General features: G+C 74.5%; 13 protein-coding genes, 1 tRNA gene and 1 pseudogene. 6 read left to right on the forward strand and 9 right to left on the reverse strand.

Annotated elements, in window-relative coordinates; genetic code table 11:
• Positions 1-67 precede the first annotated feature (67 nt).
• The 4 genes from mshC to BLR33_RS24300 all read right to left on the reverse strand — a co-directional run bounded on the left by mshC (position 68) and on the right by BLR33_RS24300 (position 3,908).
• Positions 68-1,297 carry a cysteine--1-D-myo-inosityl 2-amino-2-deoxy-alpha-D-glucopyranoside ligase gene (mshC, locus tag BLR33_RS24285; protein WP_093786705.1) on the reverse strand — a complete coding sequence of 410 codons (1,230 nt, stop codon included), beginning with the start codon at positions 1,295-1,297 and terminating at the stop codon, positions 68-70.
• 218 nt (positions 1,298-1,515) lie between these two features.
• On the reverse strand, positions 1,516-2,490 hold the full coding sequence (locus tag BLR33_RS24290; protein ID WP_093786706.1) for an SCO1664 family protein: 975 nt from the start codon (positions 2,488-2,490) through the stop codon (positions 1,516-1,518).
• Positions 2,454-3,044, reverse strand: a complete 591-nt coding sequence (locus tag BLR33_RS24295; RefSeq protein WP_093786707.1) for a DUF3090 domain-containing protein — start codon at positions 3,042-3,044, stop codon at positions 2,454-2,456. Before BLR33_RS24295 ends, BLR33_RS24290 begins: the two co-directional genes overlap by 37 nt.
• Before the next feature lie 126 nt (positions 3,045-3,170).
• Entirely contained in the window at positions 3,171-3,908 is a 738-nt protein-coding gene (locus BLR33_RS24300; protein WP_093786812.1) for a histidine phosphatase family protein, read from the reverse strand.
• Between the two features lie 234 nt (positions 3,909-4,142).
• Between BLR33_RS24300 and BLR33_RS24305 the strand changes: the two genes are divergently transcribed.
• Positions 4,143-4,754 (forward strand): hypothetical protein, encoded by a 612-nt coding sequence (locus BLR33_RS24305; RefSeq protein WP_093786813.1) that lies wholly within the window; start codon positions 4,143-4,145, stop codon positions 4,752-4,754.
• A 246-nt stretch (positions 4,755-5,000) separates the two neighbouring features.
• Here BLR33_RS24305 and BLR33_RS24310 read toward each other — a convergent pair whose 3' ends face one another.
• Positions 5,001-6,056: an LLM class F420-dependent oxidoreductase gene (locus tag BLR33_RS24310; RefSeq protein WP_093786708.1), complete on the reverse strand. Its 1,056-nt coding sequence runs from the start codon at positions 6,054-6,056 to the stop codon at positions 5,001-5,003.
• Between the two features lie 144 nt (positions 6,057-6,200).
• On the opposite strand from BLR33_RS24310, the gene BLR33_RS24315 reads away from it, so the two are divergent.
• Positions 6,201-7,181 (forward strand): aldo/keto reductase, encoded by a 981-nt coding sequence (locus BLR33_RS24315; protein WP_093786709.1) that lies wholly within the window; start codon positions 6,201-6,203, stop codon positions 7,179-7,181.
• 1,195 nt (positions 7,182-8,376) lie between these two features.
• Positions 8,377-10,086: pseudogene (locus BLR33_RS24320) on the forward strand (helix-hairpin-helix domain-containing protein); the annotation flags it as partial.
• Between the two features lie 280 nt (positions 10,087-10,366).
• Here the strand turns inward: BLR33_RS24320 and BLR33_RS24325 are convergent.
• A complete protein-coding gene (locus BLR33_RS24325; protein WP_093786710.1) occupies positions 10,367-10,975 on the reverse strand; it encodes a hypothetical protein in 609 nt (202 codons plus the stop codon).
• Positions 10,976-11,023: 48 nt separating this feature from the next.
• On the opposite strand from BLR33_RS24325, the gene BLR33_RS24330 reads away from it, so the two are divergent.
• Positions 11,024-11,212 carry a DUF5703 family protein gene (locus BLR33_RS24330; RefSeq protein WP_093786711.1) on the forward strand — a complete coding sequence of 63 codons (189 nt, stop codon included), beginning with the start codon at positions 11,024-11,026 and terminating at the stop codon, positions 11,210-11,212.
• 473 nt (positions 11,213-11,685) lie between these two features.
• On the opposite strand, the gene BLR33_RS36995 is transcribed toward BLR33_RS24330, so the two are convergent.
• From BLR33_RS36995 to BLR33_RS24345, 3 genes are all read right to left on the reverse strand, one after another.
• Positions 11,686-12,381: a chaplin gene (locus BLR33_RS36995; RefSeq protein WP_093786712.1), complete on the reverse strand. Its 696-nt coding sequence runs from the start codon at positions 12,379-12,381 to the stop codon at positions 11,686-11,688.
• Positions 12,382-12,548: 167 nt separating this feature from the next.
• Positions 12,549-12,782, reverse strand: a complete 234-nt coding sequence (gene chpH, locus BLR33_RS24340) for a chaplin ChpH (RefSeq protein WP_093786713.1) — start codon at positions 12,780-12,782, stop codon at positions 12,549-12,551.
• 298 nt (positions 12,783-13,080) lie between these two features.
• Entirely contained in the window at positions 13,081-14,415 is a 1,335-nt protein-coding gene (locus tag BLR33_RS24345) for a M20/M25/M40 family metallo-hydrolase (RefSeq protein ID WP_093786714.1), read from the reverse strand.
• Between the two features lie 352 nt (positions 14,416-14,767).
• Here BLR33_RS24345 and BLR33_RS24350 point away from each other — a divergent pair.
• Positions 14,768-14,855: transfer RNA gene (locus tag BLR33_RS24350), tRNA-Leu, on the forward strand.
• Positions 14,856-14,979: 124 nt separating this feature from the next.
• Positions 14,980-15,465 carry a hypothetical protein gene (locus BLR33_RS24355; RefSeq protein ID WP_176930428.1) on the forward strand — a complete coding sequence of 162 codons (486 nt, stop codon included), beginning with the start codon at positions 14,980-14,982 and terminating at the stop codon, positions 15,463-15,465.
• The last annotated feature ends 156 nt before the right edge of the window (positions 15,466-15,621 follow it).

Consider the following 15,621-nt stretch of genomic DNA (forward strand, 5'->3'; position numbering starts at 1 on the left):
GAGAGGGGCCGCCCCCGGAGACGAACTCCGGGGGCGGCCCCTCTCGTTCTGCCCGTTCGCGCTCCGGCTACAGGGCGACGCCCAGGAGCGCGTCCACCGTGCGGGAGACCAGGCCGGGCGCCCCGGTGTCGGTGCCGCCCGACGACGCCTGCAGGGTCGCCCACCCGTCCACCGCGGCGAGCGCCCGCGGGGCGTCGAGGTCGTCGGCGAGCGCGGCGCGTACGGCCGCCAGGACGCCGTCGGCGGGCGGGCCGTCCGGCCGGGAGACCGCCGCACGCCAGCGCGCCAGCCGCTCCACGGCCTCGTCGAGGACGCCCTGGGTCCACTCCCAGTCGCTGCGGTAGTGGTGGGCGAGCAGCGCCAGGCGGATCGCCGCCGGGTCGACGCCCTGTTCCCGCAGGGCGGAGACGAAGACCAGGTTGCCGCGGGACTTGGACATCTTCTCGCCGTCGAGCCCCACCATCCCCGCGTGGACGTACGCCTTGGCGAAGGGGTACTGCCCGGTGAGCACCTGGGCGTGCGAGGCGCCCATCTCGTGGTGCGGGAAGGCGAGGTCGGAGCCGCCGCCCTGGACGTCGAAGCCCATCCCGAGGTGGTCGAGCGCGATGGCGACGCACTCGATGTGCCAGCCGGGCCGGCCGGGGCCCAGCGAGCCGCCGTCCCAGCTCGGCTCGCCCTCGCGGGCGGTGCGCCACAGCATCGGGTCCACCGGGTCCTTCTTGCCGGCCCGCTCCGGGTCGCCGCCGCGCTCGGCGGACAGCACCCGCATCGCGGCCGCGTCCAGCCGGGAGACCTTGCCGAAGTCGGGGTCGGAGTGGACGGAGAAGTAGATGTCGCCGTCGATCTCGTAGGCGGCCCCGAGGTCCCGCAGCCGCTCGATCAGGGGCACGATGCCGGGTATCGCCTCCACCGCGCCGATGTAGTGGGCCGGCGGCAGCAGCCGCAGGGCCGTCATGTCCTGCCGGAACAGGTCCGTCTCGCGCTCGGCGAGCGCCCGCCAGTCCTCGCCGGTGTCGGCCGCGCGCTCCAGCAGCGGGTCGTCGACGTCCGTGACGTTCTGGACGTACTCCACCTGGTGCCCCGTGTCGAGCCACACGCGCTGGACGAGGTCGAACGCGTTGTAGGTGGCCGCGTGCCCGAGGTGCGTCGCGTCGTACGGGGTGATCCCGCAGACGTAGATGCGGGCGACGGGGCCGGGCTCGACGGACACCGGTCCGCCGGTCGACGTGTCGTGGAGACGAAGGGGGCGTCCGGTGCCCGGGAGGGCGGGGACGTCGGAAGCTGGCCAGGCATGCATGTCTTGAGATTAACCGGGCCGCGTACTGCCAAAACGACCGGGAGCAGGGCGGATACCCGCCGAAGGGCCCGCCGGGCGGCCCGATTACGCCGGGTTTCGGGCACACGGCGGGCAGCCGTGGCCGCTCCGCCGCCTCCTCCCGGCCAGACGGGTCCGGCCGGAAGTGGCCGAAAACATACGCCGACCCGGCACCGATAGCGCCGGGTTGCCGGGACGGGTCAGACCGGCGGCCAGGGGATGCTGGGCCAGTCGCCGCCGGGGACGGGGTGCCGGCCGGTCTCCAGCAGTACCCGGACCCGCTCGCCCAGCGCGGCGGTCTCGGCCGGGGTCAGCAGCTCGGCCAGCCGCTCGCCGAGCGCACCCGACAGGTGGGCGGACAGCTTCTCCAGCACGGTGACCGCCTCGGCCGGCAGCGGCTCGCCGGCCCAGCCCCACAGCAGGGTGCGCAGCTTGTTCTCGGTGTGGAAGGTCACACCGTGGTCGATGCCGTAGAGGCGCCCGCCGGGTCCCGGCAGGAAGTGGCCGCCCTTGCGGTCGGCGTTGTTGAGCACCGCGTCCAGGACGGCCAGGCGGCGCAGCCGCATGTCGTCGGCGTGCACCAGCAGCGCCGAGCGGCCGTTCTCGAGTTCGGCCTCCACGACCGCCTTCCAGCCGGGCGCCGGCTCGGCGTCCTCGGTGAGAGCGAGCAGGGCGCCGACGTCCTCGATGTCGCCGGAGCCGGCCTCTTCGTCGTCTGCGCCCGCGGGTGCCTCGCCGTCCTGCGCGTCTTCGGCGCCGGGATCACCGTCGGGGGAAGTGTCGTCGGAGCCGTCCGCCGGCTCACCGTCCTCCGCCGCCGGCACCGGGGGACCCACCCACAGCTGCACCATGCCCTCGCCGTACGGGCCGTCGCGCAGCACCGTGGGCGGCACCAGGCCCCAGCCGGTGGCCTCGGAGACGAGGTAGGCGGCGACCTCGCGCTGGGCCAGGGTGCCGTCGGGGAAGTCCCACAGCGGGCGCTCGCCGGCGACGGGCTTGTAGACGCAGGCGACCGTGCGCCCGCCGTGGACGGCCTCGCAGTACAGCACCGCGTTGGAGGCGTCCCGGATCTGCCCTCTGACGGTCAGCTCACCGTGCTGCAGCGCCTCGATGTCCCGGGGATCGGGACCGGACCCGTTCAGGCCGACCTCCGGTATCCGTTCTGGCGCGGGCATACGTGTCCTTCCGGGTCCAGGGGCAGGCTGCACAGCGGGCAGGGCGGGCGGCCGGCGGAGACGACGTCCAGGGCGCGCTTGGCGAACGAGCGGGCCTGCGCGCCCGTCAGCAGCACCCGCAGCAGCGGCGGGCCGTTCTCCTCGTCCTGCAGCAGCTCCTCCTCGGCCGCCTCCAGCTCCTCGTCGTCCTCACCGACCAGCTCGACCAGGGCCTGCGCCTCGATCACCATCCGGTCGTGCGCGCCGTCCCAGGCCAGGGCCATGGTGCCGACCCGGAACTCCTCCTCGACCGGCACGTCCAGCGGCCCGTTGTCGGCGAGTTCGGTGGGGGCGACGGCGGGGACGGGGGCGCTGCCGCCGGTGCGGCGCACGACCTCGTCGAGCAGCTCGTCCACCCGCTCGGCGAGCGCGGCGACCTGCGTCTTCTCCAGCGCGACGCTGGTGGTCCTGCCCTTCGCGGTGGCCTGCAGGAAGAAGGTCCGCTGGCCCGGCTGGCCGACGGTCCCGGCGACGAACCGCTCCGGGTGCTCGTAGAAGAAGACCTGACGGGGCACGCCTTGCTCCGTTTGCTCGAATGATCGACTGACCTGCCGGCCTTGCCGGCGCCGCGGGCGCCCGGTGCGGAGGACGCGCTGCGGCGCACGTACGCTGCCGAGCATCCACCCTACTGCGGAAGGCGATCACGGGGTGCCCGTGGAGCCTCCCACGACGGCGTCGTCGGAGGCGGGCCCGCGCCCGGCGGTGCTCCCGGCGCCCTCGGTGCCCTCGGCGGGCGGGGGCGGCGGGATGAGCCCGGTGAGGTCGCCGGTGTCGCCGAGCCGCAGCAGGAAGGGGCGGTGCGGGGTGTAGCGGACGACGGTGACCGAGCAGGGGTCGGTGCTGATCCGCTGGAAGAGGTCCAGATGCATGCCCAGGGCGTCGGCGGCCAGCGCCTTGATGATGTCGCCGTGCGAGCAGAGCAGGTAGAGGGCGTCGGGCCCGTGCTCCTGCTCGATCCGGTCGTTCCAGTCCCGCACGGCGTCGACCGCGCGGGCCTGCATCGCGCGCAGCGACTCGCCCTCGGGGCCGGGGAAGACCGCGGCCGAGGGGTGCCGCTGGACGGTCGCCCACAGCGGCTCGTCGGCGAGTTCGGCGAGCTTGCGGCCGGTCCAGTCGCCGTAGTGGCACTCGCCGATCCGGTCCTCGGTGTGCAGCGTCAGCTCCGGGCGGGTGGCCAGCAGCGGGGCCACCGTCTCCTGGCAGCGCTGCAGCGGGCTGCAGACCACGGCGGCCAGCGGCAGGGCGGCCAGGCGGGCGGCGAGCGCGGTGGCCTGGGCGCGGCCGGTGTCGTCCAGGGCGACGCCGGGGCTCCAGCCGGCCAGCACCCCTTCGGTGTTGGCGGTGGAACGGCCGTGCCGGACGAGGATCGCTGTGGGCATGTCCGCCACCGTAACCCTTCCCGGTGCCGCGCGTTGTGCTGGGTGACGGCCGTGGCGGGGAGGATCCCCCCGAGCCCCCACCACGGCCGCGAAGCCGTCCCGCGGTCCGGCGCGCAGTCCACCGGGAGTCGTGATCGTCCGTCCCCGGGTTGCTCCGTACGGTGACGCCCCTCGGTAAGGTGCAGCGAGGGGTCGAGGGGGCCCCGCCGGCCGGGGAGCGCGAAGCAGGTGGCGATGTTCAGCAAGGTGTCCAGGGGGCGTCCGGCGACGGCGGCAGGCCCGGCGCTCGCGGGGACGGACTGGTCGCCCTACGCCCGGCTGGAGGACGCCGCCCGCGTCTACTTCCTCCACCCCGACGTGGCACTCGACGCCATCGCGGGCGTGCTGGGGCGGCGCCGGGTGCGGGGTTTCACGCTGGAGCGGGTGGTGGACCTCACCGAGGCGGGCGCCTCGGTCTGGCAGGAGGCGGCCGTCTGCGACGGGCGGCGGCTGATCCTGTGGCACAGCGAGGAGTTGACCGACGAGAACGCTCCCGGCGGCACGGTGCTGGACTCCTCCGTGCAAGTGCTGCCGCTGGAGGCGATAGGTCACATCGGCATGCGGACGCTCGTGGGGCGCGACGAGCGGGGTCGCCGGGTGGACCGCGGCGTGTACCTCGTCCTGGCCACGGCGGTGCCCCACGAACTGCAGGCGACGGCCCCAGACCCCGAGGCCCCGCTGATCGCCTCGGCGAAGGTCCGCCCCGAGTCCTTCCGCTTCAGCAAGTCCCTGGACGACGGGGGCGCCGGCCAGATAGCCCGCCTCATCGCCTTCGGCCGCCTCCTCTCCCGCAGCATCCCTTCGTAACGGGGCGGCCCCGACCGCCCGGGTGCCCCCACCATTGCCGACTGCCGCGCCACCGTGGGGGGGCACCCCCAGGGCCCCTCGGTTGTACGGCGGCACCCTCCGCCCGGAGGGCGAGGGGTGTGTCACCTCAGGGGCGCTGGGGGTACCCCCAGGCGAAGTTCTGGGGGGGGGAGGAACTGCGCGAGCAGCCACCCACCGGCGGAGGGTCCGGGAGCCCTCCCGGCGAGGCAGGGCGTACGGAACCCTCTAAGCCAGCCCGGCAAGGGCAGCGGCCTCGACCCCGGCCCGCAGCCCGGCGACCCGCTCGTCGAGCGTGAACCCGGAGGGGGCCAGCGTCAGTGTCGTCACCCCCGCATCCGCGTACTCCCGCATCCGCTCGGCGATCCGCTCCACCGGCCCCAGCAGGCACGTGGAGTCGATGAGTTCCTGCGGCACCGCGGCCGCGGCCCCCGCCTTGTCCCCGGCGAGATACCGCTCCTGGATCTCCGCGGCCGCCTTCTCGTACCCCATCCGCTGCGCGAGCTGGTTGTAGAAGTTCTGCTTGCGGCTGCCCATCCCGCCGACGTACAGCGCCGTGTACGGGCGGAACGTGTCGGCCAGCGAGGCCACTTCGGCGGCCGGGCCGAGCGCGAGCGGCAGCGTCGGGCAGACGTCGAACCCCTCCATCGTCAGCCCCGCCTTCTCCCGGCCGGCCCGCAGCGGGCGGATCGCGGTCTCCGCCAGGTGCGCCGCCGAGGGGAAGATGAGGAGCGCGCCGTCGGCGATCTCCCCGGTCTGCTCCAGGTTCTTCGGCCCGATCGCCGCGATGTAGAGCGGGATGTGCGCGCGCTCGGGGTGCACGGTGAGCTTGATCGGCTTGCCGGGCCCGCCCGGCAGCGGCAGCGTCCAGTGCTCGCCCTCGTACGTCAGCCGCTCGCGGGACATCGCCCGGCGGACGATCTCGACGTACTCGCGGGTGCGGGCGAGCGGCTTGTCGAACCTGACGCCGTACCAGCCCTCCGACACCTGCGGGCCCGACACGCCGAGGCCGAGCCGGAACCGGCCGCCGGACAGGGAGTCCAGGGTGGCCGCCGTCATCGCGGTCATCGCCGGGGTCCGGGCCGGGATCTGGAAGATGGCCGAGCCGACGTCGATCCGCTCGGTCTGCGCGGCCACCCAGGAGAGCACGGTGGCGGCGTCCGAGCCGTACGCCTCGGCCGCCCAGCAGACGGAGTAGCCGAGCCGGTCCGCCTCCTTGGCGACGGCCAGGTTGTCCGCGTCCATCCCCGCGCCCCAGTAGCCGAGGTTGATCCCGAGCCGCATACCGCTCCCCTTGTGTACTGGTGTCGTGTACTGGTGAGTAACGTCGCTGTCCCCCCGGACTGTAGCGCCGATCAGCGGGCAAGGCGCCTGTCGGGTACGTCACTGCTGCCCAATCGGGGGGTGCGGGCGCTAGCCTCAGCGGTCATGGAGCAAAGGCACCTCGGGCGCACCGGTTTGCGCGTGTCGCGGCTCGGGCTCGGCACTCTGACGTGGGGGCGCGACACCGGCGAGCGCGAAGCCGCCGACCAGCTGAAGGCCTTCTGGGAGGCCGGCGGATCGCTGGTGGACACCGCGGACGTCTACGCGGACGGCGGCGCCGAGTACCTGCTGGGACGGCTGCTGGAGGAGCTGGTGCCGCGCTCCGACCTGGTGATCGCCACCAAGGCCGGCAGCGTCCCCGACCCGGACCGGCGGTTCGACGCCTCCCGCGGCCACCTGCTCTCCGCGCTGGACGCCTCCCTCCAGCGGCTCGGCACCGACTACGTCGATCTGTGGCAGGTGCACGCCTACGACCCCGAGACGCCACTGGAGGAGACGCTCCAGGCGCTCGACATCGCCGTCAGCTCCGGGCGGGCCCGGTACGTGGGCGTGTCCAACTTCTGCGGCTGGCAGCTGGCCAAGGCCGCGTCCTGGCAGCTGGCCGTCGCGGGCCGCACCGCGCTGGCCAGTACGCAGATGGAGTACTCGCTGCTCCAGCGCGGGGTCGAACGCGAGGTGCTGCCCGCGGCCCTGGACCTCGGCGTCGGTCTGCTGCCCTCCTCACCGCTCGGCCGCGGTGTGCTCACCGGAAAGTACCGCAACGGCACGCCGGCCGACTCCCGCGGCGGCTCGGAGGGGATGGCCGCCTTCGTCGCGCCCTACCTCGACGAGACCGCCCGGCTGATCGTGGACGCGCTGGCCATAGCTGCCGACGGCCTGGCCGTCTCCCCCCTGCACGTGGCCCTCGCCTGGGTCCGCGACCGCCCGGGCGTGGCCGCCCCCATCCTCGGCGCGCGCAACGCCGCCCAGCTCAGCGCGGCGCTGTCGGTGGAGGGCCTTACCCTTCCGGAAGAGATCTGCCTGGCGCTGGACGATGTCTCGGCGCCGCTGCACCGCTACCCGGACCACGACTGGACCACCCTCTGAGTCCCGCGTGTCGCGGCCCGGCCGCCCGCCCGCTCCTCCGGAGGCTCCCCGCGTGACCACCCCATCCCGCCGCCCCACCGCCACGGACGCCCCCGAGCCCCCCGCGGTCCCCGCGCCGGCCCGAGCCGCCACCGCGAACGCCGAGCCCCCGGAGCCGGCGGGTCCGTCCGGCGGCAGCCGCTCCTCGCAGGGCCCGGGCTCGCACTCGCAGGGTCCCGGGCCAGGCGACTCGGGCGCGGGGACATCGGGTTCGGCCGGCTCGGGCACGGGCGGCTCCGGTCCGGAGAGCGCGAGTTCGAGCGGTTCCGGTGCGGGTTCGGGTTCCGGTGCGGGATCGGGTTCCGGTGCGGGCGGGGGTGCCGGGCGCGCCAAGCCGAGCCTTGCCGACCTCGCGGCCGCCGTGAGGTCGATCGAGCGCGGGGAGAACCCGGCGGCGCCCGCGCCCAAGGGCGACCCGGCCGAGGCCCGGCGCAGGCGGCGCGAGGCCATGGCGCAGGAGGCCGCCGCCATGCAGGCCGCAGAGGCCGCGGGCACGGCCCCCGCGACGGGCGGCGGCGCGGCGACGACGGATACGGACGGTACGGACGCGCCAGAGGGAACGGGCGTTGCGGAGGGCACTCGTTCGGGTGGTTCCGCGGACACGGAGGCTGACCCGGCGGAGACGGAGTCGGCCTCCGGCGCGGAGGGTTCGGCCGCTGCCGACGGGGCTCCTGGCGCCGTTGGGCACCATGGCGGCGAAGCGGCCCCGGACGCCCAGGGCGGCGCCCCTGGTGGCGAGGCAGAGGCCGACCGTCAGGAAGGCACCTCGCCTCGCCGCCATGGAGGCGAGGCGGCGGTGGGCGGTCAGGGTGGCACCCCTGGCGACGAAGCAGAATCCGCCTCCCCGGACGCGCACGAACCTGCCCAGGGCGGCGCCCCTGGTGGCGAGGCGCAGGTCGACGCCCAGGAGCACACCTCGCCTGGCGTCCCTGGCGGCGGGGAAAGCCGCCAAGGCCGTACTCCTGGCGCCCAGGCCGGGCCCGCCTCCCAGGACGCCGGGCCCGGCGCCCCGGGACGCACCGCACCTCACCGCCCTGAAGGCCAGGGCAGCGTCCATGGCAGCGGGGCCGCACCTGGCCTCCAGGGCGCCCGCTCGTCGCAAGGGGCGCGGCCCGAACTGCTCGGTCGTCCCCCGGCCGGTGCCCAGGGTGCGCGGGTGGCGCTGGATGCCGTCGCGGTCAAGGCGGCACAGGAAGTGCTGGGGGACGCGCCCGGCGAGGTGGGCGTCGCAGCCGTGCGGGCGCTCGGCGGCGGGGCCGCCGACCTGCTGCGGGAGGACCCGTGGCTGGTGCTCGGGCTGGAGGGCGCGCGCGTCGGCGTGGAGCAGGCGGACGCCTTCGCGCGGGCCGTGCTGGGGCCCGCGGCCGGGCCCGGCGACGAGCGGCGAGTGCGCGCGCTGGTGGCGCACCTGATGGAGAAGGCCGCCGAGCAGGGCCACACCGCGCTGACCGGCGACGCGCTGCGCGAGGCGCTGGCCCGCCACGCCGTACCCGACCCGGACGCGGCCCTGGCCGCCGCCGTCGAGGACGGCACCGTCCTGGTCTTCCGGGACGAGGGCGGGGCCGAGCCGGAAGGCGAGGACGCCGAAGAGACCGACGAAGAGGCCGCCGGGCCGCTGCTGTTCGGCCTGGACCGCTACGCGCTCGCCGAAGACAGCCTCGCCGACGGCTGCGTGCGGCTCATGCGCTCCTTCGAGGGCGACGACACCGACTGGGCGGCCGCCGAGGCCGCCGCACCCTCCTCCTCGGCCGCCGAGCTGATCCGTACGGCGGCCGCGCACGCGCTGGTGCTGCACTGCGGCGGCGAGGCGGCCCGGGCCGAGCCCGCGGCGCTGGTGGCCGCGGCCAGGGCGGCGGGCCTGCGGGCGTACGCGGCCGCGTACACCGAGGACGGGCGGCGCCGGTTGGCCGCCGCCCTGGGCGAGGAGGCCGCCTTCACCGTCGAGGGCCTGCTCGCGGGCGGCCGCGCCTCCGACGGCAGCCTGCCGCTGGACCTGCTGGCGGTCCTGGACGCGCCCCAGTTGTCCGTCGAGGAGGCGGCCACGCTGGTGGAGGCCGTGCCGGACGGTGCCCGGCTGGTGCTCAGCGGGGACCCGCACACCCTGTGGTCGGCCGGGCCCGGCCGGGCCTTCGCGGACCTGCTGGCGGCCAAGGTGTGCCCGCGCGTCACCTCCCGCACCCCCGACCCGGGCCCGATCGGCGAGCTGACGTCCTATGTGGCGATCGGCGAACTCCCCGCGGTCGAGGCGCCGGGCAAGGAGGTCGTGGTGGTGCCGGTGCGCGACCCGCGCGAGGCGGTGCACCGGGCGGTGCAGCTCGTCGCCGACTCGGTGCCGCGGGCCTTCGGCATCCCGCCGGAGCAGACACAGGTGATCACCGCGGCCCACGGGGGCCCGGCCGGCACCCGCGCCCTGAACGCGGCGCTCAAGGAACGGCTCAACCCCGGCCCCGGCCGCTTCGGCGGCTTCGACCCGGGCGACCGCGTGGTCCACGTTCCCGCCCCCGGCCGCACCCACCCCGGCACCGTGCTCGGCGCCGAACCGGAGGGCCTGCGGCTCGGCACCGCCGACGGCGAGGTGCTGGTGCCCCGCGAGGAGGTCGCCCGCACCGTACGCCACGGGTGGGCGATCACCGCCCACCAGGCGGCGGGCCAACGCCGGCCCGCCGCGGTCGTCGTGGTCCCGGGCGACGCCGGCCCCCTGCTCACCCGCGCCTGGACCTACACGGCCTTCACCCGCGCCGAGCGCCACCTCTCGGTGGTCCAGGGCGCCGACCAGGCCCTCCCGGCAGCAGTGGCATCCTCCCAAGCCGCCCCTCGCACCACCCGCCTCACCCAGATCCTCCGCGAGCTGGCCGCCGAAAGCTGAGAGGGTGCCGAAGGCTGAAGGGGTCCTAACGGTACCGCCGCGAGGGTTCGCCGCCATCGCGGGGGTGCCGCACTCCTCGGGCCGGTCGCGCGGTTCCTCCCCCGAAAGCTTCGCCCGGGAGGTACGCCTGCGCGCCCGCAGGGGCCGCTCTCCACACGGAGGCAAGCCGCACGGGGACGCAAGGAGCTGCTCGCCCACAGAGGGCACCCACCGGCCGGTGGCCAGGGGCGGACCGGACCGCCCCCACCGGCCGGTGGGGAAGCGCAGGAAGCCGCGCCCCCTACTCCGCGTCGAGCACCGTGAGATCGTCCTCGAACACCGTGCTCATGTCGAACCGCGCCAGCGCCAGCCGCGGGTCCGCCTGGTCGAAGGGGTTCTCCAGCCACTCCCCCGGCTCGGCGGGCTCCGCCGCCGTCACCCAGAGCGTGGCGTCCCCCTCCTCCAAGCCGAACTCCTTGTGCCGCTGCGCGATCTCGTCCGGCTCGTACTCCCCGAAGACCGCGCCGACCGCGGCCCCCACGGAGTCGCCGAGCGCGTCGTCCTCGTCCTCGGAGATCCGCCGGGCCTGGGCGAACAGCCGCTCGGGCTCCACGATGACGTAGTCGCGGCGGACGAGCACGCTGATGGCCTCGGGGTCCTCCGGGCCCTCGTACTCCGTGCCGCCGTCGCCGGAGGGCACCTCGAAGGGGGTGACTTCGTCGTACCTGTCGTACAGCAGCTCGTCGTACGACTCCGCGGCCGAGGCGAGGGCCTCGAACGCCGCGTAAACAGAGGGGTCGTCCTCGCCGGAACGGTTCTCGATCGCGTCGAGGTGCCGGTCGAGCGCGGCCTTGAGCGCTTCGACCGCCGCTCGGACCTCGACCACTGTGGGCTGCACGTCATCAGACATGGAGCAGACGCTATCCGCACCGGGGCGTTGCCCGCACAATAGATAGCGATGCCGGAATACGAATTCAGAGAGATGTACGTTCCGCGTGGGGTTTCGCGCCGGGACGCGGCCCGTCTGCTCACGGACGAGGCGGAGTACGGGCACTGGGAGCTGGACCGGGTCCGGCTGTACCCGGACGGCAGCCGGCGGGTGCGGTTGCGCCGCAGGATCATCCGACAGGTGCGGGCGACGTGGTGAGGGCGGGACCGCTCTCGTAGGGGCGGGGTGTGTGCCCCCGTACGGACGTGAGGCGGGCCTGGCGGGTGGGGCAGCGGTCCACGAGCGAGGGTGACAGGCGTACGAGGGGTGCGTGCTCCCGTACGGAGGTCAGGTGACCGTGTGGGGTTGGGCAGCAGCGCCCCAGCGGCGGTGACGAGACCGTACGAAGGCCGCCCGCCCCCGTACGGAAGTCACGTTGCCGTGTCGGGCGGGGCAGCAGCCCCCGAGCGGCGGTGGTCCCGGCCTACGGCGGGCTGGGGCCCGTACGGGCGCGGGCGTTGCTGCCGGGGACGCACGAAGGCCCGCGAGGGGCCGGAGGTTTCGGTCCCTGCGGGCCTGGATGCCGCCGCTGGGTGCGGGTCACGGGTGGAGAGGTGCCGCTGGTCCTGCCGGCGGGTACCGCTGTGTACCGCCGGCGAGGTGTGCTGCTGTCGTACGTACCGCTCCGGGCCTCAGCGCCGGGCCGTACGTGCCTTGCGGTAGAGGATGGCGCCGGCGAGCATCAGGCCGCCTGCCGACGCGGCGGCGACACCGAGGCCGTTCGCCCCGGTCTCCGCGAGTGCGGCCGTGTCGGCCGTGGTGGGCACGGTGCTGCTCGTGTCCGAGACGGGGACGGTGCCGCCGGGGGTTCCGGGGGTCACGCCGCCGCTACCGGGCGTACCGGGAGTGCCGGGGTTGCCCGGCGTACCGGGGTTCCCGGGCTGCCCGGGGTTGCCGCCGTGACCGGGGTGCCCAGGCGTACCAGGGTGCCCGGGGTGCCCGGGGTGCCCGGGGTGCCCGGGGTGCCCGGGATGTCCAGGGTGGCCCGGGTGCCCCGGATATCCGGGGTGCCCGGGCGTACCCGGGTTGCCGGGGTGACCCGGCCGGCCGGGCGTACCCGGCGTACCGGGGCCGCCGTGCCCCTGGTCACTGTTGACGCACTGGTTGCCGAACGCCGGGTTCAGCAGCGCCAGCACGTCCACCGTGTTGCCGCAGACGTTCACCGGGACGTGCACGGGCGCCTGCACCGTGTTCCCGGAGAGCACGCCCGGCGAACCGGCCGCCGTACTCGCCGCGCCCGCGTCGGCGTACGCAAAGCCGCCCGTGGCGGCCAGGACGCCGCCGGTGGCGACAACGGTGAGCAGGCCCTTCTTCGCGACCTCTCGCATGGTTCGTTCCCTACCTCGTGACTTTCGTGACCCTCGGCGGCCGCGGGCCCCGGCACGCACCGACACGTGCGCACCCGGCCCCCGCGACCGTCCAGGAATGGCGAGCGGCCCCGGAGTGCGGGGACGCACCCGGGGCCGACGTCGGCCGACACGCGGCCGAGCGGTGACTAGCTGTTGACGCAGGTGTTGCCGAAGGCCGGGTTCAGCAGGCCGATCACGTTGATCGTGTTCCCGCACACGTTCACCGGAACGTGGACCGGGATCTGCACGACGTTGCCGGACAGCACGCCGGGCGACTGCACGGCGGCACCCTGCGCGCCGGCGTCGGCCGCGGCAAGGCCCGCGCCCGCGAGCACCAGGCCACCGGTGGCAGCCGCGACGGCGACGACCTTCTTGATCATGGGGTTCCTCCTCATGGGACAGGTGCGGTCCGAGGAACGCGGACCACACCCGCAGTAACGAGGCCGAGGAGGAGGGGCTACGAACACCCCGAAGGCTTCACCCGTACCGGCGAATGATCACACCGGTACGGGTACACATGGTCGAACGAGACGGCGCCGTACGGCAGTTGCCCGTACGGCGCCGCTCGCGCTCAACAGCCGCTCGCGGTCAACAGGTGCCCGTGAGAGGCCGACTGTCCTCAGTGATCGCCCGCACGGGGCCCGCCGTCCTCAGCGGTCGCGTACGGCGCCGCCCGCTTCAGCAGTTGTCCAGGAAGCGGTCCAGCACGCGGACGCCGAACCGCAGCCCGTCGACCGGCACCCGCTCGTCCACCCCGTGGAACATCCCGGCGAAGTCCAGCTCCGGCGGCAGCTGCAGCGGGGCGAACCCGAAGCAGCGGATGCCCAGGTCGGAGAAGGACTTCGCGTCGGTGCCGCCGGAGAGCATGTAGGGCACGGTGTGCGAGATCGGGTCCTCCGCCTTGAGCGCCGAGCGCATGGCGTCCACCAGCGAGCCGTCGAAGTCGGTCTCCAGCGCCTTGTCCGAGTGGAGCGTCTCGCGCTTGACCCGCGGCCCGAGTACCCGGTCGAGGTCGGCGAGGAACTCCTCCTCGTAGCCAGGCAGGAAGCGGCCGTCGACGTGCGCGGTGGCCTGGCCGGGGATGACGTTGACCTTGTAGCCGGCGTTGAGCATCGTCGGGGCCGCGGTGTTGCGCAGCGTGGTGCCGATCATGCGGGCGATGCCGCCGAGCCGGGCGAGGGTCTCCTCCATGTCCTCCGGGTCCAGCTCGACGCCGAACGCGTCGGACAGCTCGTCCAGGAAGCCGCGCACCGACTTGGTCAGCCGCACGGGGAACTGGTGCCGGCCGAGCCGGCCGACCGCCTCGGACAGCTCGGTGATCGCGTTGTCCTTGTTGGTCATCGAACCGTGGCCCGCGGTGCCGTCCACGGTGAGCCGCATCCAGTGCATGCCCTTCTCCGCGGTCTCCACCAGGTACAGCCGGCGGTTCTCGTCCACGGTGAAGGAGAAGCCGCCGACCTCGCCGATCGCCTCGGTGACGCCCTCGAAGAGATCCGCGTGGTTGTCCACCAGGTGGCGGGCGCCGTACGTGCCGCCGGCCTCCTCGTCGGCGAGGAAGGCGAGCACGAGGTCACGCGGGGGCTTGCGGCCGGAGCGGACCCGTTCGCGGACGACGGCGAGCGTCATCGCGTCCATGTCCTTCATGTCGACGGCGCCACGGCCCCACACGCAGCCGTCGGCGACCTCGCCGCCGAAGGGGTCGCGGGTCCAGTCGGCGGCGTTGGCGGGCACGACGTCGGTGTGCCCGTGGATCAGCAGCCCGGGCCGGCTGCGGTCCTCGCCCTCGATGCGCACGACGGTGGAGGCGCGGCCGGGGTGGGACTCGAAGATCTGCGGCTCCAGCCCGACCTCGGCGAGCTTCTGGGCGACGTACTCGGCGGCGGCCCGCTCACCCGGTCCCGAGTGGTCGCCGTAGTTGCTGGTGTCGATCCGGATCAGCTCGCTGCACAGCTCGACGACCTCGTCCTCGGCCCTACCGGTCCCGGCCGCGGCCGCACTCACCGACTCACTCACGCCTGCTCCTCGCTTCGTTCTCCCCGCCGCGGCGACCGCGACCGATGCCCCACCATCCTCCCTCGCCCGCCACCCCGTTTCCCACCCCCGCCACGGCCGGCACCGCGGTGACCGCCCCACTGGCGCGGGCGCCCGTCGCGTGGCCGCGTACGGCCCGGCGCCGCCGGTTCCGGCCGCAGACTCGCAAGCCGCCGCCCTCTACCCGTACCGCACCGGGCCCGCACCAGGGCAGCATCAGGTCGGCACCGACGCGCACCGAGGCCGCCCGCCCCGCCCGTGGTGATCGCCCCACCCCGATCTTTGCTATGGTTTACCCCGTCGCCGCGGCCCCGACGCCGCAGGGACACACCCCGTCCGGGTGGCGGAATGGCAGACGCGCTAGCTTGAGGTGCTAGTGCCCTTTATCGGGCGTGGGGGTTCAAGTCCCCCCTCGGACACCAGCTGCAAAGCGTTCGCGAGGTCGTCGCGAACGTTCACGAGTCATCGGTCGAAGACGCACTCAGTTGCCCACAGTGACCGACGCTCGCACTGTCGTCATACCAACCACCGCCCGGGACACGTCGCGTGAGCGCACGGGTGCCGATCTACGACAGCGGCATGCTCATCGCACTCGCCGACCGCAAGGCCAAGGCGGTGGCCCTCCACGAGGGACTGCGGACAGTCCCGCACCGGACGCTGGTGCTCGGCCCGGTCCTCGCCCAGGTGTGGCGCCCCCAACCTCCAGTGGTGCACGCCCTGTCCGGTGTCCTGAAGGACTGCACGGTCCCTCAGGCCCGTACGTCCGAGCCGCCCATGCGCGAGACGAAGACGGGCCGTCCGGAGTGTCTGGCCTGCGCGACGGGCCCGGACCTCGCGGACTGGCGGCGCATCGGTACGGCGCTGGGGCGGGCGGCCCTGCCGGCGAAGAAGCGGCCGGACGCGGTGGACGCCTGGGTGGCCCTGGCGGCGGCCCGGCACGGCAGCGCGGTCATCTTCACCACCGACCCGGGGGCCATCCACGCCTACCTGACAGTCCTCGCCCCGAGAGACGTGCACGTGGTCCCCGTCTGACGACCGGAAGCCACTTCTCTTGGCGTCCGGCCGAGTTGTTCGCCCCTTGTGTCACGCCGCGGCCGCTTGTGTGGGCGCGGGGCCTGGTGACGCTCAGCTTGTCGGCGTGCGACAGCGGGGAGTTGCATGTGATGGTGCAACCCGCGGCTTGGGTGG

Source organism: Actinacidiphila guanduensis, from assembly GCF_900103985.1.
In the GTDB taxonomy this organism is placed as follows: domain Bacteria; phylum Actinomycetota; class Actinomycetes; order Streptomycetales; family Streptomycetaceae; genus Actinacidiphila; species Actinacidiphila guanduensis.